This window comes from Segatella copri (assembly GCF_051861805.1).
Classification (GTDB): Bacteria; Bacteroidota; Bacteroidia; order Bacteroidales; family Bacteroidaceae; genus Prevotella; species Prevotella copri_M.
The window spans coordinates 2,500,672-2,519,415 of the sequence record NZ_CP146520.1 but is presented as its reverse complement, the minus strand read 5'-3'; the positions used below and the strand labels follow the sequence as shown (position 1 = coordinate 2,519,415).

14 protein-coding genes are annotated in these 18,744 nt (G+C 44.9%); 7 read left to right on the top strand and 7 right to left on the bottom strand.

Going from position 1 to position 18,744, the window contains the following annotated elements:
• The first annotated feature begins 102 nt into the window (after positions 1-102).
• Both V8Z93_RS09760 and V8Z93_RS09755 read left to right on the top strand, forming a co-directional pair.
• Positions 103-1,323 carry a fimbrillin family protein gene (locus V8Z93_RS09760; RefSeq protein ID WP_439431388.1) on the top strand — a complete coding sequence of 407 codons (1,221 nt, stop codon included), beginning with the start codon at positions 103-105 and terminating at the stop codon, positions 1,321-1,323.
• Between the two features lie 113 nt (positions 1,324-1,436).
• Positions 1,437-4,277, top strand: coding sequence for a fimbrillin family protein (locus tag V8Z93_RS09755; protein ID WP_439431387.1), 2,841 nt, complete (start codon positions 1,437-1,439; stop codon positions 4,275-4,277).
• A 210-nt stretch (positions 4,278-4,487) separates the two neighbouring features.
• Here the strand turns inward: V8Z93_RS09755 and V8Z93_RS09750 are convergent, their stop codons facing one another.
• Positions 4,488-5,753 (bottom strand): IS4 family transposase, encoded by a 1,266-nt coding sequence (locus V8Z93_RS09750; protein WP_439431386.1) that lies wholly within the window; start codon positions 5,751-5,753, stop codon positions 4,488-4,490.
• A gap of 770 nt (positions 5,754-6,523) precedes the next feature.
• On the opposite strand from V8Z93_RS09750, the gene V8Z93_RS09745 reads away from it, so the two are divergent.
• Complete coding sequence (locus V8Z93_RS09745) at positions 6,524-6,847, top strand: hypothetical protein (protein WP_439431385.1); 324 nt, start codon at positions 6,524-6,526, stop codon at positions 6,845-6,847.
• Positions 6,831-7,160 carry a helix-turn-helix transcriptional regulator gene (locus tag V8Z93_RS09740; protein ID WP_218413499.1) on the top strand — a complete coding sequence of 110 codons (330 nt, stop codon included), beginning with the start codon at positions 6,831-6,833 and terminating at the stop codon, positions 7,158-7,160. The genes V8Z93_RS09745 and V8Z93_RS09740 overlap by 17 nt, the downstream gene beginning before the upstream one ends.
• 202 nt (positions 7,161-7,362) lie before the next feature.
• Here the strand turns inward: V8Z93_RS09740 and V8Z93_RS09735 are convergent, their stop codons facing one another.
• On the bottom strand, positions 7,363-8,217 hold the full coding sequence (locus V8Z93_RS09735) for an Rpn family recombination-promoting nuclease/putative transposase (RefSeq protein ID WP_439431384.1): 855 nt from the start codon (positions 8,215-8,217) through the stop codon (positions 7,363-7,365).
• 456 nt (positions 8,218-8,673) lie between these two features.
• Between V8Z93_RS09735 and V8Z93_RS09730 the strand changes: the two genes are divergently transcribed.
• Together V8Z93_RS09730 and V8Z93_RS09725 are read left to right on the top strand one after the other, a co-directional pair.
• Complete coding sequence (locus tag V8Z93_RS09730) at positions 8,674-9,078, top strand: PepSY-like domain-containing protein (RefSeq protein WP_238405104.1); 405 nt, start codon at positions 8,674-8,676, stop codon at positions 9,076-9,078.
• A 257-nt stretch (positions 9,079-9,335) separates the two neighbouring features.
• Positions 9,336-10,304 carry a hypothetical protein gene (locus V8Z93_RS09725; RefSeq protein WP_439431383.1) on the top strand — a complete coding sequence of 323 codons (969 nt, stop codon included), beginning with the start codon at positions 9,336-9,338 and terminating at the stop codon, positions 10,302-10,304.
• Positions 10,305-10,443: 139 nt separating this feature from the next.
• Here the strand turns inward: V8Z93_RS09725 and V8Z93_RS09720 are convergent, their stop codons facing one another.
• The 5 genes from V8Z93_RS09720 to V8Z93_RS09700 form a co-directional block, all read right to left on the bottom strand.
• Positions 10,444-11,034 carry an AbgT family transporter gene (locus V8Z93_RS09720; RefSeq protein WP_299332497.1) on the bottom strand — a complete coding sequence of 197 codons (591 nt, stop codon included), beginning with the start codon at positions 11,032-11,034 and terminating at the stop codon, positions 10,444-10,446.
• On the bottom strand, positions 11,024-11,749 hold the full coding sequence (locus tag V8Z93_RS09715) for a DUF5932 domain-containing protein (RefSeq protein WP_203038423.1): 726 nt from the start codon (positions 11,747-11,749) through the stop codon (positions 11,024-11,026). The genes V8Z93_RS09720 and V8Z93_RS09715 overlap by 11 nt, the downstream gene beginning before the upstream one ends.
• Before the next feature lie 45 nt (positions 11,750-11,794).
• A complete protein-coding gene (locus V8Z93_RS09710; RefSeq protein WP_439431382.1) occupies positions 11,795-15,340 on the bottom strand; it encodes a DUF5112 domain-containing protein in 3,546 nt (1,181 codons plus the stop codon).
• A gap of 51 nt (positions 15,341-15,391) precedes the next feature.
• On the bottom strand, positions 15,392-16,063 hold the full coding sequence (locus tag V8Z93_RS09705; protein ID WP_203038425.1) for a bifunctional 4-hydroxy-2-oxoglutarate aldolase/2-dehydro-3-deoxy-phosphogluconate aldolase: 672 nt from the start codon (positions 16,061-16,063) through the stop codon (positions 15,392-15,394).
• Between the two features lie 109 nt (positions 16,064-16,172).
• A complete protein-coding gene (locus V8Z93_RS09700; protein ID WP_439431381.1) occupies positions 16,173-17,195 on the bottom strand; it encodes a PfkB family carbohydrate kinase in 1,023 nt (340 codons plus the stop codon).
• A 447-nt stretch (positions 17,196-17,642) separates the two neighbouring features.
• On the opposite strand from V8Z93_RS09700, the gene V8Z93_RS09695 reads away from it, so the two are divergent.
• The gene (locus tag V8Z93_RS09695) at positions 17,643-18,707 is read left to right on the top strand and encodes a LacI family DNA-binding transcriptional regulator (RefSeq protein ID WP_439431380.1); all 1,065 of its coding nucleotides are present in this window, start codon (positions 17,643-17,645) and stop codon (positions 18,705-18,707) included.
• The last annotated feature ends 37 nt before the right edge of the window (positions 18,708-18,744 follow it).

The window sequence follows — 18,744 nt, the reverse complement described above, 5'->3', positions numbered from 1 at the left end:
AATTTGGAATTTCCCTTGTCATAGGAATCTATCATAACAAGGATATTCTCTATCATTAATGAAATAAAAAAACATAGTATTAATTTTTTAAAAGTATTAATTATGAAAAAAGCGTTTTACATGATGGCCGCAGCTGCCATCGCCCTGTCTTCTTGCTCTTCTGAGGAGACCACAGATGTTGCGAAGAGTGCTAGCATTACCTTCCGTACTAGTGTAGGCTTGAACAGCCGTGGTGCAGAGTTGACAACAGATAACCTTAAGGAAATGTGGGTTAGTGCGTTCTATAATAAGAAGGGAACGGAGACATATAATACGGCCTACTTCGAGAATGCATATTTTAAAAGAGGTAGCGAAGGAGTTAATGGTTTTATTGATCCAACCAGCACTTTGACTTGGCAGAAAGATAAATCATATAAGTTTATTGCAATTTCACCAGCAGTTGCTGATTGGAAGGCTGAGAGCAACAGTATAGGTATGGATGAGGTTACATTTACCAAAGTTACACCTGCTTCAACTATTAAGGATCAGAAAGATTTGATTATTGGTACAGCTACAGGTACCGAGAGTGATGCTAATAATGTTGCAAGTGTTAATTTAAACCTTTCACATGTGCTCTCTCAGATTAAAATTGCTGTTAAGAACCAGAATTCTAGCCTCGAATATACCATCAGAGGTTTCCGTATCGCTTATGTAGCTGGAAGTGGAAATTATTCACTCACCAATGGATGGTCTAATTTTGGTGAAAAGACTACTTATGAGGTTAAGTTTACCGACGCTATTACTGTTAATGCTAGTGAGAATGTTGTTGACTTGACAGATAAGTTAGCTGTTGCACCGGCACAAGATTGTGGCGCAATGCTTATTCCTCAGTCATTTACACCATGGGGTGGTACAAAGGAAACCAGTGGTGATAAGTTTGATAAGGGTGCTTATATTTCTCTCTTGCTTAATGTAAAAAATAAAGTAACAGGTAAATACATGTATCCTGCAGGAGCAGGTGCTGCTTCTGAATGCGGTTGGGCTGCTATTGCCTTCCCTGTTGAGACTAAGGGAGAAAATCAGGCAACATGGTTGAAGGGCAATAAGTATATCTATACCCTTGACTTGTCTAAGGGTTGTGGTAAGGTAGACCCTGAAAAGCCTGAAGAGAATGAAAATAAACCTCTTGTAAAACCAGGTATTGATGGCAATCCTGATAAGGGTGAGAATATCTTTGGTGAGTTAATCGCATTCAAGGTAACCGTTGATGATTGGAACACTAACAAGCATCAGTTTACAATTGACGGTACCACTGGCACAATTTCTAAGGCCAAGAAAAAGTAATTATTATATATCATATTCACAATCGAATTGGAGAATTTCCCCCTCTTATGGAGCCTCGGAATTCTCCAATTCCTTTAACCCCCATTGGCGTAAAACAATAGAAAGAAACCATTATGATGAAGAAAACTTATAAAAGCAGTTTATTGGCACTCAGTGTACTCGCATCCTTTACGTCATGTTCAGAAAGCGAATCACTGCAGCAAGCCAATCTATCAAAAGATAAAATCACGTTTCATGCAACGCTCGACAACAGCTGGAAACCCATGTCTCCCGCTTCCTCTTCCCGTGCTGCCATAGCTGCTGCCACCGAGAAGGGTCCCATCGTCGTGTCAACTCCTTTCGGAAAACCCCTCTATCTCCATCCCGTAGTGCAGGATGGCATCCATATCTGGAGCAAGGAAGGAAAACCCATCACCCGTTCTGGCGCACCCCTGGAAGATGTAGAGCACGAAAGGGTAGCGCAGACTCGTGGAAGCATGAAAGATAATATTGGCGCCTATGGTAGCTTTGGCGTAACTGCGATTTATAAGAACGGAGAAAATAATTTATCATTATTCCAGGAAGAAAATGGTAATCCAAAAATAGCGGTAGCCACATCAACCAACGAAGATAAGGTGTGGGAAATCAAGGACAGCCGCTGGCCAGTGGGTTCAGAAGTGTCTTTTCATGCCTTCGCTCCATATAGCGCAGGCTCAACTTCTCCTCTGAGTTTCACGCCAGACGTAGATGGTGAAAAGACCCAGATAAAATATATAGCATTAACAGGCAAAGAAGAAATCAAAGCCCAGCCCGATTTGATTCTTGCCACAGCCAAAGGCTCGCAATCAGATAACGCCTTGGATTTGAATTTCAATCATGCCCTTACAGCTGTAACCTTCGCTATCGACAAGGATTTGGCAGATGTTCTGGGTGCTGGAAAGAAACTGACAAGCATTACTCTGAGTGGTATTCCTAACGAGGGTACCTATGAGCTTGCTGTAATGAAAGGAGAAGGAAATGCTGCACCAGAGTGGCAATTTGCCCAGGATGGTGGAAGCTATAAAACAGGAACATATACATTCGATCTCAAGGATCAAGATATAGTAACAGGCAAGGATTTCGCATTGACATCAGATAACAATACGCTGATGATGATGCCGCAGACCCTGCCAGAAAGTGCCAAGTTGAATTTCCAATTCGAACTGGATGGTGTTCTCCAGTCCCTGATTATCGATATGAAAGACCAGGTATGGCAGCCAGGTAAATCTGTCATCTATAAGCTTTCGGCAAAGGCTATCAATACGCTGAGCAATCCGGAGGTAGTGTATCCTACTACTTGGACAGCTGTTGGTTATCCTAAGCAGTCGTTTAATAATAATGAGGCTATCGGCCTCTATGCAGTAAGTAAGGATGGGTTAGTGGTAATCCCTAACGTAAAACTTACCAAGGGACAAGATGGTAATTGGAAGACAGAAAACGATCAGAGATTTCTGTTCACAACAAATTACAGTTACTTTGCATACTATCCATATCGCAATACTCCAGACCCTCTGAATGTTAATGTAAAAGCAACTACAGCAGATGAGTTCTTTAAGGATATGATAACAAACTGGAATCCTGTAAAAGAACAGAAAACAAAAGATATTCTTCTGAGTCAGGATCTTCAAGTAGGTGAAGGCGTTATTGATGGCGATGCCTCTACGCTTACATTCAATATGGAACATAGTATGGGACTTGCGGTTCTGAATCTTAAGTCAAAGGAGATTCCAGAGAAGCGTATATTCCTGAATAATGATAAATATACTTATTATTATCCAGATATTGAGGGGCGATATAATACAAAGCCAAAAAAAGGTGATTATACAGATTATCCTAAAAAAATAGCTGTACAGGCATCAACCAATTTCACTGATAACATTCCCTATAACTCTTCATCTGAAACCGAAAAAAAGTATTTGCAAATCGTCAAGGCTAACCAGGATGTGGTTTTTAAGGCTGCTGACCAAGAAGAAACCAACCGTACAGCCTGGGGCTTTTCCGAACCATCTAAGAGTACTTTTAATGTGGCAAAGAATTCTTGCATGACAAAGGATATAGAATCTGAAGCTGAGTTTTATTATTTCTCTCACTATTGGAAATATACAGGAAAAATTGAGACTTTTACTGCGCCAGAAAAGTGTGACTATAAGTTGGAATGTTGGGGTGCCCAAGGTGGAGGAATTATTAACCAAGATAAAGTAACTCCTGCAAAAGGTGGAGGATATTCTTATGGTACTTTAAAGAACGTAAGTAAAGGAAAACAGCTCTTTGTATGCGTAGGAGGGCAAGGAACAGCTGGAGTACGTAATCAAAAAAATGCTTCTGGAGGTTATAATGGTGGCGGTAAGGGTGGTTACGGAGTCAAAAATGCAAAAGGCCAAATCTTGTTGAGTGGCGGTGGTGGAGGAGGTGCAACCCACATCGCACTTAGCGCCGGACTTCTTACACAATTTGTGGATAAATACCAAACTCAGCTTTTAATTGTAGCAGGTGGTGCTGCTGGTTATAGTAATGTACCAAATAATAATACTAATATTAATGCTGCTTATGGAGGTGGTGTGAATGGTGGTCCTGGTATGAATACTGTAACCAATGCTACCTATACAGTTGCGGGACAAAATCCTACTAGAGAAAGGTTTGGAAAAGGACAAGATGGTCGTAACGGAATAACAGGTACTAACAATGGAGGTGAAGGCAACAGTGGCGGCGGAGGAGGATTCTGCGGCGGTTATTCGGATCAGAGAACAGGATCTAAAACTAATGGTATCGGTGGTGGTGGCAGTGGTTATGTAAATACTAGTTTACTAGTAGATGCTAAGACTATAGCGGGAAATCAACAAATTACAAAACCTAATGGGGTTGTGGAAACTGGGCATCTGTCATATGGCGAAGCTGTAATAACTTGGTTGGGAAAAAATCCAAGTACTACTGAATAGCTTTCCGTAGCGCCGGATATGCCTTTCCTCCGTTAGGCGTTCCGGCGGATTTTCTATTGATTGCGGGTATATGTGAATATGCCTCCTTCATTGTATATTCCATAGCGCCGGATATGCCCGTCCTCCGTTAGGCGTTCCGGCGGATTTGCAATCATAAGTGGTTGAAAGATTATTTTAGGCATGTTGCTCTATAAAGTAGGATTTCCTTTTTTAAGGAATCCTACTTCTTATAGTAACATGCCTGAATGGAGTCTTACTCAAATCCCCACCATTAATAACCACTAACAACGCCCCAACCCATTCTTGCATTTCAAGGTAAAAGTTAAATTTCGCAATAGAAAAACCGAGCTCATTTTCCTTTTTGTATATCATAACCAGCATAGAGGTAATAATAGTCATGTAGAGAATGACTTTTATGCCATTCTCATTAGTAGACAGAAAATGAGAAAAATTCAAATTCTGCTTTAAAAACTTAAAGTAAACCTCTATGTCCCAGCGCTTTTTGTAACAGAACGCAATTTCTTGTGGAGTCATATCAAAGTCGTTAGTTATAAAAAACACTTCATTTTCTACACGCTTTACCTTACCCTTATTATTTGGACGAGTAGTATCACGAGGCGTTTTGAATTTAGCCTTTATCACTCTATACTTTGTATTTGAAAAATCTTTTTTTTCTCTGTCATATAGGAACACAACAAGGTCATCCACCAACTCCAATTTTCCTAAATCAGTGTTGGTGTTTTCTGTCATAAGGCTTTCTATAACCTGCATTTTGCGGTTAGTTTTAATTCGTCCTACAAACTTAGCCTTTGCATCTTCTACCAATTCATAATTCTTAAGAGCACAGAATCCCCTGTCAAGAACGTATAGATTGTTATGTTCTGGGTCATACTTAATCAGTTCTTGCACAACAGCCGGCATAGCTATGTCTTCGCTAAGATATTCTGGTTTAGAAAATACTTCAGCAAGTTTAGCAGAAAAGCCATCATAAGCTACTGTATACTTTATTTGTTTGCGTTCTGTTTTATTTGATGCTTTTTTACCAACAGTAAATCCTTTCTTCAGCTTGTTACAGGTTTCTGCCACCATGGAACTATCTATGCGAACTATGTTTTTGGCCTGCAATTCTTTTTCTGTATATAGCTGAGACAGACGGTTATATAATAAATCAAAAGCCTTCTCAAAGAAGTCGAGATTTACATTAGCCAAACGGGTAGATATGGATCCGTGTGTTACGGTAGCATCCAATGCTACATTGAACAAAGTTTTATACGTAGGATTATTGAAGATTGACTCAAGTCTTCTTTGACTAACATGGTCGGCAGATAAGAAGGCAAAGACAAGAAGGTAGAAAAGGCGCTCACCGGTTAATACCTTGGCGCAATAATCCACCTTCGTGTCTTTTGCTATTTTTGCGATTTCTTCATCTGGAATCATTCTAAGAATATCCCATGCATGTACCTTTATTTTGCTCATATTTGCTATTTTCTATTGTTTTTATCTACCTACAAAGGTACAAAAAATAATTGAAATACGCAAATAAATAACTGATTATTAAGTGGTTATAGATGTTAAAAAATCTATTAACCACTTATGATTTGCAATCCGCCGTCAAAAAATGACCTAACCTCTTTATGCTCTGGGGATTTGCAATCCCCAGCAACCAGGCATTAGCCGGCATATCGATGGGATAGGGGGATTTCAAATCCCCCGGCTTAATAGGTCGAACCTTTTTTACGACGGATAACATATCCGTCGGGACGCCTAGCGGAAGACAGCCCTATGCATCATCCGCCGAAAAGGAAAAATAACTTAGCAACGTAATAAATGCACATCCCGAGGGCACCAGATTCGCCCTCGGGGTAAGATCGGAAGAAGATTACATGTGTTTGCGCACGCGTATGCTGCGCCTCGGCGGAATTTATGTCGCCCGCCGGGGCGCCTTTGCCGCAACAATATAATATCGTATAAAAAATATATAGTTTAAATTGTTTCAGCGGGCGTGAGCCCCCTAGAACTTTTACTTTTATTTATGAATCGTCAGCCCGACGCTGTGAAGCGGAGTGCTGTTTTTTATAGCATTATAAATACTTCCCCGGAATCTGCCGCAAGGCAAAATCCCAGGAAAGTATAAGCCCCCAGCCCGCTTGAGAAAGTAGGCTGGGGGCTTCTTTTAATGTTAAAATCATGAAAAGTCTTGGTAGTTTAATATATTCGTCGTATATTTGCAGAAAAATATATAAACAATGAAAATTGAATATGACGATGAAGACTTAAAGGAATTGATTGAAACTGGTAAAAATAAGAAATATAAAAAAATAGCAAGAGTAAAGGTCTTGATGGATGGTCTAGCTAAGGTGTATCGAATTTTAGATCAGGCACCTAACGTTTCTTTATTAAACCAGTTCAGTTTCTTAAAGTATGAGAAATTGAAGTATGAATATTCGGGTTGTAGTTCTGTAAGAATAGCAAATGGTCATGTTGAACGTTTAATATTTACAGAACATGAAGGAGGTATCACAATTAAGTTATTAAAATTAGACGATTCTCATTATGGAAATAAAAAATAACATCAATTCTCGTCCATTTACACCTGTTAGTCCAGGTAGTATATTAAAGGATGAACTGGAGGCTCGCAGTCTTCCAGTAGAAGTTTTTGCTGAAAAAATAGGTCTTGATAAATTGACATTGGAAGAGCTGTTGAATGGAAAACTTATTTTAAGTTCTGAGATTGCTAACTCTTTAGATAAAGCTTTAGGCATTCCTGCTTCTTTCTGGCTTTCCTTGCAGTCTGCCTACGAAGAGGATTTGAATCAAAGTCAGAATAAAGGTAGTTTTCGATCGTTCTTTGATAAGTTTTCAAGAAATCGTGTAGCTCTTTAATTCCGGTATTTTTTCAATAAAGTCCCCTTGAAAGGGAAAAACATAGTATTAAATGTTATTCCCCCTCAAGTGGACTTTATGCATTATAAATACTTTCCCGGAATCTGCCGCAAGGCAAATGCCCAGGAAAGTATAAGCCCCCAGCCCGCTTGAGAAAGTAGGCTGGGGGCTTTTCTTGTTATAAAAGAAAAAGTTTTTTCTTTTATGAGTTTTTCAGATTTTCAATAATTTCCAATGGTAGCTGAGTTGCCTCGGCAACTTGTTCGGCAGGTAGTTCCATAGTTAACAAACGGAGCGCAGTTTCTTTATTGGCTTCTTCCTTCCCTTCTCTTTTCGCCGTATCAATGGAGTTCTTGATGTCCCGATATGCCATCTTACTTGCTTCATACTCCCTTATCTCCTGTGGAGTGAATTTGGCAATCTCTGCCTCCTCAAAAAGACGATCGAAAACCTTATCGCACAATTCTTTAGGGCGCTGGGTAAGCTTATAGAGGTTCTTCAAGGCATAAAGCCATTTGTCATAGAGCGTTTCCAACTCTTCCAAAGTCTTATTGAACTTGGCTATCTCTACATAGATAAACTCCAGCTTATCATAGAAAATTTTGTGGGTAGCGGTATCACACAACTGCACATGGTGACGGATTTCCTCCTTGTCGAAGGCTTCCTCTTTCATGTTAAAGTTAAGTAGGGCAACAGTATAGATATGATTGAGTTTGAAATCCCAGTCATTCCCCTTGGGTGCCTGCTCACGAATCGGGAAAGTGGAGTAGAAGAGGGATCGGTCCTTGAAATACGCCTGGTAGGCGTTCTGCATTTCAACGATGAACTTCTCGCCGTTTTCTCCTTCACAATACACTTCAAAGATGGCTTTGCGGTCGGTATAGACATCTCCTACGTGCTCTGGATTCAGATACGACACGTCCTTTACAACCTGTCTGCCATTAAACAAGCTGTTGAGGAAGCAAATGAGCAATTCCTTATTCATTGCCGTTCCAAATATTCGCTTGAAGCCGAAATCGGTCAGCAAGCTGATGTATCTTTCTTCTACCTGTTTCATACGTCATTCTTTTTAAATCTTATGCAAAGATTTCGCCAGCGAGTGCAATGAAAGCTTGCTTTCAAATTGCCGAGTGCCGGAAATCTTATGCAAAGATACGCTGAATATTTGTAACCTCCAAATTTTTACGCTATTTTTTATAGCACAATGCTTTCCCGGAATCTGCCGCCAAGTGTTTTTGTACTTTTCACAAAAAGTGTTTCCGTAATTAATACACTATGGAAAAATTACAGAGAAAATAGTTAAAACTCTATAAAATAAGCATTTAAGTTTTGTCGTTTAAAAATATTGTAGTATATTTGTAGCAAGTGAAACAACCTCGTATATGTCAATATATGGGTAATACAATAGTGTATGATAATAAGTGATAAATAATTATAGTAGTAACTCTGAAATTTAAATTGAAACGACATGAAGAGAACTTTTTTAGCGACAGTTTTGTCGATAGTTTTTGCAATGGTAGCAGTAGCTTGCCACAGCAGCGATGAGAAAGAGATAGGTTATGCTGAGTTGCCAGTACAGGCACAGCAGTTTGTAAAGCAGTATTTCCCTTCTGCAACCTATTCCCATGTAGAGAAGGAGAAGGATCACGGAAAGTGGGAATATGAAGTGTTGCTGAGCGACGGAACCAAAATTGATTTCAACAATAAGGGAGAATGGAAAAGCGTGGACTGCAAATACTCCACATTGCCTGCCGGCATCATCCCGGATGCTATCGCTGCCGATATTGCACAGCGATATCCTTCGCAGCAACCATATAAGATAGAGAAAGAAACGGGAGGATACGAAATCGATATCCCTGGCTTTGACCTGTATTACAGCAGTAACGGAAAATTCATCCGTGCTGAAATTGACAGATAATGAACGTGAATCGGTCGGAATGGAAACCAAGTTGTTTTCCTTCTGACCGATTCTTTTAATATATAAATCTTTCAACGGAAATCTCTCTCTCCTTTTAATTAAATAAGGCGTATTATGGTAAATAGAGGATTACGGAAGAAGGATTAGGGATATTCCCCCGCTAGTTTAGGGAAAATCCTTGCCCAGGCTGAGACTTTTGCCGTACCTTTGCAGCAGAAAAAAGAAACGGAAGTAAAACTTTTAATTAAGATACGATTATGAAGAAGTTGATTATAGCACTTGTAGCAATGTTCTGCATGACATTTACTACAGCTTCGGCAATGAGTTATGAGCAGGCTCGCCAGCAGGCTTTGTTCCTTACTGACAAGATGGCTTACGAACTTAATCTGACAGACGATCAGTATGAGGCTGCCTACGAGGTTAACCTGGATTATCTCATGGGTGTTGATACTTACGATGATCTCTACGGCGTTTACTGGCGCCAGCGTAACCTCGACTTGAGCTACATCCTCCTGGATTGGCAATATCGTAATTTCTGCGCGGCAAGCTATTTCTATCGTCCTCTATATTGGGACGGCGGATTTTTCCATTTCGGTATCTATGCTCGTTATCCTCGCAGAGACTACTTCTTCTTCGGTCGCCCGCATTTCTATACCGTTTATTGCGGCGGACATAGCTGGAGAATGAATGGCGGCAGAAGCTGGTATCATGGACGCCAGTTTGGCGCTCCTCGCCCAGAAAGCCGTGAACCGCATTTCGGAATGCGCGACAGTTTTAACCGGGGTGACTACGGACGCGGCAAGACTTTCGGCAACATGAACCGACAGAGCAGTACACGCACCACCGTGACCCGCGACCACCAGTTTGGCAATGTCAATCGCCCGAACAATGGCGGCGGTTCGTTCGGAAGCCGTTCAAATGGATCATTGGAAAACAATCGTTCCAATAGTTCCAGTTCATTCGGCGGAAACCGAGGCGGCGGTTCGTTCGGAACCTTCGGAGGTTCTAGCCGCAGTGGATTCGGAAATAGTAATCGCAGTGGATTCGGAAGCGGTTCTACCACAAACAGCCGACCATCCAATGGCTTCACCCCTCGTTCTTCTACTCCAAGCAGCAGTTCGTTTGGCGGAAAACGTGGCGGCGGTTCTTTCGGAGGCGGAAGTCGCTCGAATACCAGCGTGCGCAGCTCATTCGGCGGCGGAAGCCACTTCGGTGGAAGAAGATAGGTTCAATCTCAGGAAGTAAGAAAGAATTCCAATTTAAAACCAAAAGTATATACCAAAAAAGAAGGGACATTCCAAGTGATTTGGAGTGTCCCTTTGCTTTTTTTGTTCTTTATCATTGGCTTGAAACCATGATGCAGATTTATATTCGAAAAAGATATTCTATGGAGCTATAAAGCTGATTTGCAAGGATATAGATAACGAAATAGGGAGCTGCCATCCGGATGCCTTCCGACAGGGACTCCCCCATGGCTTCTATCCCCTGCAACCTGTTGCTTACGGCTCCGAAACTCAGACTCATCACGATGACGGCAAAGCAGATGTAGGGCAGGATGCTGCGGCTGAAACTGCTTGCCTCTATCCCACCCATCACATTGAGCAGGATGGCGTGGGGAACGACGGTGAGCAGCAGGATGACGGCGACGAACAGAACCAGTTCTATCAATACCAATCTCAAGGCGTTGCGATGGCGATAGATGGTGCGGTCGAAATGCAGCAAACCGCTGGTTTGAAGCGTTCCCCAGGCAATGCAGATGAGCAGCAGCCCCACGAGCCAGGGAGATTCCATATTTTCTGTGAAGGATCCAAAGAACCAGCGGATTCCCTCAGGACTGAGCATAGAACGGGGAAAAGCTTCGGGCATTGCTGCCGTGATGAGCCATGACAGCAACACCAGCACTATCTGCGCCAAAGCCAGCAGGAGCATGGCGTAAGCGCAAATCTTACTCTTCATCTGGCTGCAGATTATCAATGTCGATGATGCGGAGCTCGCAGGCACGAACCACCAGGCGGGTGGCATTAACGCTCATGCCGTTGTTGCCATCAGGAAAGAGTTTCTGAACCAGTTCGTTCTGGCGTTTCTCCAGACTCTTCACGCCGAAAGGCATTCCACGGAGATTGGTAATCTGCTCCTTGGTGTAACCCAAGGCAAGATGGCGCAGGAAACGCTCGTCGTATTCATCAATCTCGTAGTTGACCAAGGCTTCCTGGCGCATCAGCTGGCTGCTCACACTCTTCTTGAATCTTTCTACTATTTTCTGGAGGATAGGCTGGTTGAAAACCAATTTCTTTCCGCCCATGCACGAAGCCACATCGCCACGGGTGAGCAGTTCCCCACTCTTCAGGATAATGCCGTCGCAGCCTGCATCGAGCACATCCACCCACAGCTTCTCGTTCAATATCTCGCCCGTGAAGATGAGTACTTTCACGTCGGGATACTGCTCCTTGGTGTTGCGGCAGATTTCCACGCCCACGGTGGTGGAACCGCCCAGGCCCAGGTCGAGCAGCACGAGGTGGGGCTTCTGCTGCTTGATGAGTTTCCAATAAGCTATTTCGCTATCCGCCGTACCGATAATCTCGGCTTCCGGGATATCGTTCTTGAAGATTCCTTCCGTGCCTTTCAACTCCAAAGGCACGTCTTCTACTATGATTACTTTAAAGTTTTCCATTATCTTTATTTATATCTATTATTTATACCTATCTATTATTGATATCTATCTAATTAAATCAATTATTTTTCCTGGTAATACTATCTCTATCATCAGCTTGCCATCTTCCGAAGACTTGGCCTGAATGCCGCAGCCACGAAGGTTGGTGGTCTCTCCTATCTCTCTCACGATTTGGCGGGCCACCAGATACTTCATGTCGGAAGTGAGCGGCGTGAAGAGATGCGGATGCTTCTTCTCGTCGTAGTCCACATCCTGCAGGATATACTGGCAGATGGCGTAGATGGACTTTCTGTTGCCGCCCCTGTTATCTGCTGCCGGGTGATGGTATTCGTCTTCTTCCTTGATGCGGGAGGTGTAATTCTTCACTCCTCCTACTAGCAGGGTCTTGAGATAGTTCAGTAAATCACGGTCACACTTCACGGTGCTTTCCACCTGCTCCATCGCCTGCGCACTCAGCATGTTGTAGATGGATTTATAATAATCCACCAGTTCGTGGAGCGAAGTGACGTCGTCGGGTGTGGTGTCGATGAGCTGTCGGATGCGCGACGGATAGTACATCGTTTCGTGCTTCAGGGTGGAGAGACAGTTGTCGAGCACCGAGTTGGCGATGTGCAGCTTGTCGTTCTCATATTCAGCACGATGCAAATCATCTTCGGCCATCTCGATGTTCATTGCCTCGTTCTTTCGCATATCTATGCTTTTTCTCAGAGCCTGCAGAATCTGCTCTACCACCTTGTTGAGCTGCGGGAAGAGCTGCGAGTTGCGCATCTTATCTGCATCCTGCGGATTCCAGAGCAGGTTGATGCGTTGCAGTTTGCTTTCTTCATCCTCGCTGCTCAGCAGCACCTTGTTGATGCCGTTGATTTTATCCACTGCATAACGGTAGCGCAGAATGTGACGATAGTAAAGCAAATAGTACGCCAACGGCAACTGGAGCAGGAGGATGATGAGCAGGACGATGGCCACCGCCTTGGAGTTTTCTGATACCTGCATGGTGCGCACGTAGTCGCCCAGCGAGTTGTCGGCACTGCGCTCCCTGAAGAGCTGGGTATAGACCTTGTTGTTGCTTTCGTACAGTTCCCATTTGTGCAGGGCAAGTGCAGCCACGGCACATTCGTTGCGGATGTCGAGAATCACATCGTAGTTGGTAGGCAGACCGTCGTGCAGCCACTGAATCTCTGCCGCCGTTCCCTTCTTGGGATGGGTTACCATCAGGTATTTGCCATCGGGATGAACCGAGAGATAGAAACGGTTGAGATAGGTTCTTGCCGAATCGGCCATTTCCAATGTTCGCTGATACCTACCATTGATATTGCAGAAGTAGGCGCTGTCGGCGTAGGCATCAGCCCGTTTCAGCAAATTGCCGGTTGCTGCACTCGCTTGGGAAATCATCAGGGCGAGCACCAGCACCATCTGCATTCTGCGAATACCGCAAGGCAAGCGGAAGGAGAACCTGCTGCCCTTTCCCTCCTCGCTTTCGGCGTGGATTTGGCAGACGGAGAAGAGAGTGCTCATCTTCCTGTATTTGTCGATGATGCCCTTGCAATTGAGCAATCCGAAACCATGACCGCCCGTATAGGTGCGATCGAAGACATGAGACAGAGTTGTTTCGTCCATTCCCTTGCCCGCATCGGCGATGGAAATCTCAACGTAACTATCCTTGGAAGCTGCCACCTGGCTATTCTTGGAAGCAGCTACCTGGGCTTGATCCACCACCTGGGCGCTAATCATCACCTTTCCGCCGCTTGGTGTAAACTTACGGGCGTTATCGGCAATGGTGTTGATCATGAAGAGCGTAAGGGTGCGGTCGGCCTTCACCACGGCATCTGTAGGGCGCACCTCCAGGTTTATGCCCCGCATCTGGAAACTCATCTTTCCTTTGGCCACAATGTCGAAGAGCGGCTGCAGCGGGAAACTCTCGATGCGGAGACTGATGGAGCCCTGGCGCATCTGAATCCAATCGGTGAGCACACCGTTGTACTGGTTAATCTGGTCGGCCAACTCAGAAATATACTGGTATCTTTCCTGTCGGATTGCTTCCGGTTCACCGCCCTCTTCCAGTCTATCCACCTCGTGAATCATGCGGTCGATAAACGGCGTGATGCTGTTAACCAGCGAAACCTTGGCGCGCTGCTCCATGTTTCTTCTTCTATTTTCCGAGATGTGGAACTGAACCATGTCGCGGGCTTCGTTCACTTCTTCAAATCTTTCGGATAAAGCATTGATAGCTTGTTTGTTATCGTCTTCCCATTTATGCAAAGGAATAAGTAAGTCCTCCACCGAATTATTCCTGGCCTTGCGGCGCTTCATGCAGTCGAAGAGATAAAGCAGGAAGATGACGAGAATGATGACGAAGATGACGGCGGCAATCATGGAGTTAAGCTGCACGGCATTGTCATCCAGCTGGGCAGCACGTGCCTCCAACTGCTTATCCTGTCGGGCCTGTTCCTGCAAATCCAGGTAGATGTTGCGGTTGTAGTCGCTCTGCGGTTTCTTGTCGATGGCGGAATACACCAGGCAGAGTCGCTCCCTGATGGAAGCCACCAGGTCGGGAGCCTGAAGGATTGCCTTGTTCTGCGTGAGAGCCTGAGTCAGGCAATTGCCAGCCGAATTATAGTCCCTGATTTGCCAATAGCATTCTGCCAGGGTGCGATAGGCGCCTGCGGTCTGGTACACGTCGCCATACTCCGAGAAGAGATTCAGTGCTCTCTGGGCAAAGTTGCCCGCCAGCAGCTCGGTATGCATCTGTTCCACATTGAGGTATTGAAATGCGGGGAGATTGTTCTTTACCAGAAAATCCCTGCGATCGGCATCCTGGATGTGTTCGCTGATGGCCTGCAGGGCATTCGCCTGCCAGTAAGGATACGGATTGCTGCCGCTCGCCATCATGTAGAGACGGATGAGATAGTCGAATTCAGCCTGACTGATTTCATTGGCAGTTCCCTGCGTGATGGCTCCTCCCGAACCATAGTTATAAAGATAGTTGAGATATTGGGCCGTATCCTGTTCCAGTTCATCGGGATCAAGCAGGGCAAGCGCCTGCTGCATGGGCCGTTCCTGCTGCACATAATAGAAATAGGTTGCAGCCACGATGTCGAACTCGCTCTTGGCATAGATGGTACGGCGGTGTTCACGTAGCGGCAGATTGCTTGCCTCCTCGCCTATTCTGCGAAGGCGGCGCATCGCCTTTTCGCGATGACTATAGAAATCCTTGTTGCGGGCTTCACGCTGACAGATTCTCATATTCTGAACGTCTGCAATAAGGAGTTCTATCTGGTTGTCGCTGCGGTCTTCCACCTTCTCCAACCATCTTTTGGCAGCCTTATAATCCATCTTGGCAATGGCTACGAACGCCAGGTTGTTGCAAGCCTCCGCATAGCCCGCAGGATAGTCTTCGGCAAGAGCCAATGCTCTCGTTGCCAGCACCTTAGTGGAATCAAGATTACGATAGTGAAACGCATAAGAAAGGCTATTCAACCTATCAACTTCACCCTTATGCGACGGTGAACAGGCTGAAAAAACAAGCATCGCCACCATCACGCAGACGATGGCGATGCCATGATTATGATGAAAAATTTTATGCAAAGGCATAAAGTTTTATTTTCATGAAGCTAATTGAATCACAAAAGATGATTACAGGGCTTAGGCGCGAGCCTTAGCGATATAACCCAGAGCCTCCTGGCACTTAGCTGTGATAGCTGCCCAATCGCCGGCAGCAACAGTCTCCTTAGGGAAGAGCTTAGAACCCATACCTACGCAGAGAACGCCAGCCTTGATCCATGGAGTAAGGTTCTCTTCTGTTGGCTCAACAGCACCTGTTACCATGATGTTGCTCCAGCGCAAAGGTGCCATTACGTTCTTAACGAATGAAGGACCACCTACATTGCCTGCAGGGAATACCTTAGTTACATCGCAACCAGCTGCCTGTGCATTGTTGATTTCTGTAACAGAACCACAACCTGGTGAATATGGAACCAGGCGGCGGTTGCAGACAGGAGCAATCTCTGGGTTGAAGTTAGGACCCACGATGAAGTTTGCACCCAACTGGAGATAGAGAGCAGCTGTGCCAGCGTCAACCACTGTACCGGCGCCCAGAATCATCTCAGGGCAAGCCTTGTCGGCCCACTTCACCAACTCACCGAAGATTTCGTGAGCGAAGTCACCACGGTTAGTAAACTCGAATACGCGAACGCCACCCTCGTAGCAAGCCTTGATTACATTCTTGCAGATTTCAACGTCCTTATTGAAGAATACAGGAACCATACCAGTCTCTTTCATGGCTGCCATGACCTGCATTTTGCTAAACTTTGCCATTGTTTTATGAATTAATAATTAATAGTTAATAGTTTATAGTTTATAGGGGGCTACGCCATAAGCAAGACGGCCCTATAAACTATAAACTTTAAACTCTAAACCAAATCTATTATCGCTGAACGCGACCATTTGCGTTACCACCTGCGAGGCTCTCTACCTCGTCAACAGAAACCAGGTTGAAGTCGCCAGGAACAGTGTGCTTCAATGCAGAAGCAGCCACAGCGAACTCCAAAGCCTCACCCTGAGTAGCCTTAGTCAGGAGACCGTGGATCAAACCGCCAGAGAAAGAGTCACCACCACCTACTCGGTCGATGATAGGGTTGATATCGTAGTGCTTGCTCTGGTAGAACTCCTTACCATCATAGATAAGAGCCTTCCATCCGTTGTGGGTAGCAGAAAGAGACTCACGGAGAGTAGAAACAACATACTTGAATCCGAACTCCTTCATCATACCCTGGAAGATGCCGTAGTAACCCTCAGCATCAGTCTTGCCGCCTTCTACGTCAGCATCTGGCTTGAAGCCCAGGCAAAGCTGAGCATCCTCCTCGTTACCGATGCAAACATCAACATACTTCATCAATGGGCGCATCACGGAGATAGCCTTCTCTGAAGTCCAGAGCTTCTTGCGGAAGTTGAGGTCAACAGAAACTGTTACGCCATGACGCTTAGCAGCCTCGCAAGCCAATTTAGTCAACTCTGCAGCCTTGTCGCTGATAGCAGGAGTAATACCGCTCCAGTGGAACCACTGAGCACCCTCCATAATCTTGTCGAAGTCGAAATCTGAAGCATCAGCCTCTGCGATAGCGCTGTGAGCACGGTCGTAGATAACCTTTGATGGGCGCATAGAAGCACCAGTCTCAGCATAGTAAAGACCCACACGGTCACCACCACGGGCGATGAACTCAGTGTTTACGCCATAACGACGGAGGGCGTTTACAGCAATCTGACCGATTTCGTGCTTTGGCAACTTAGATACGAAGTAAGCCTCATGGCCATAGTTAGCCACGCTTACAGCTACGTTAGCCTCACCACCGCCAGGGATGATGCGGAATGATTCACTCTGAATGAAGCGATCGTTAGCCTCAGGAGACAAACGAAGCATAATCTCACCTAATGTTACAATTTTAGCCATTTGATGTTTTAATTCTTTTATGTTTTTATTGTTTGTTATTGATTGACAAATTTTAAAGTAGTTGCCTTTTCTTGCCGATTTTGTGCCTTTGGCAGTCAGCCGGCAGACAAATAACAATACATTGTCGTTTATCGTTGGCAAAAATAGCTATAATTTCTCGAATAACGAAATAAAATCGCGTTTTTTTTCACTTTCACCCCAATTTTTCTTGTTTTTCACCCTATTTTTGTATGTTTCTTTCTTTTTTTGCATTTTTCGTGCAAAAAATGTGCTGTGCATTCGCACAATTCAAAAAAATGTTGTATATTTGTGCCCGAAAGTCGATGTGTGGTCGCACACAGCCGATTTGAGAGTTAGTAAAATGCAAAAAAGCACAGATTTCGCACATTCCCTATCATATATATAATGTACGCGTGAGAAGTGCCCTTAAGTACAAACTTAAAAACAATGGCCGAAAAAATCAGAATCAAGGATATTGCCGAGAGAGCCGGCGTATCTGTTGGAACAGTAGACAGAGTTCTACACGACCGCCCTAACGTGTCGAAACCCGCACGAGAGAAGGTGGAGAGAGCCCTCAAGGAAATGAATTACCAGCCAAACATGTATGCTAGTGCTTTGGCTTACAACAAGGAGTACACCTTCTATCTCCTCCTCCCGAAGCACGAGTCTGAGGCTTACTGGGAAGAGATTGAGGAAGGTGCGAGAAAATGTGAAGACCAGCGCCGTGATTTCCATATCAACCTGGAGATCAAGTTCTACGAGCGTTCGAACGAAGCCTCTTTCCGCGAGGTTGCCAACGAGATTCTGGAAGCCAAACCCGAGGGAGTGGTCGTGGTGCCTGCATCGCTTGCCGTGACACGCGAGTTCACCGAGCAGCTGCATCATCTCAGCATTCCATTCATCCTGCTCGACTCCTACATGCCCGACCTGCGTCCGCTTTCCTTCTTCGGACAGGATTCCTTCTGCTCGGGCTACTTTGCTGCCAAGATGCTCTGCATGATTGCCGGCGGCGAGAAAGAAGTGATGCTGATGCGCCAGACCAAGGACGGACAGGTGATGAGTAAGCAGCAGGACAACCGCGAGGTGGGATTCCGCCACTACATGCACGACCATTTCCCGCAGATGCAGATCCATACGCTCGACCTGCCGCTCAACGGCACCCGAAACGAGTTTGTCAAGATGCTGGAGAAATACTTCGCCGAGCATTCCGACACCCACCACTGCATCACCATGACATCGAAGGCGCACATCGTGGGCGACTATCTGCTGAAGTCCAACCGCCGCGACATTCAGATTATGGGTTACGACATGGTAGAAAAGAATGCCAGATGCCTTCGCGAGGGAAGCATCTCCTTCCTCATCGCCCAGCACGCCTTCATGCAGGGTTATTACTGCGTAGACACTCTCTTCCAGGCCATCGTGCTGAAGAAGAAGGTCAATCCCGTGAACTACATGCCTATCGAGCTGCTGATGAAGGAGAACGTGGATTTCTATCGCAGAACGCAGATCTGATTTTCAGTAAGATGAGAAAAGTCTGCATGAAATATCT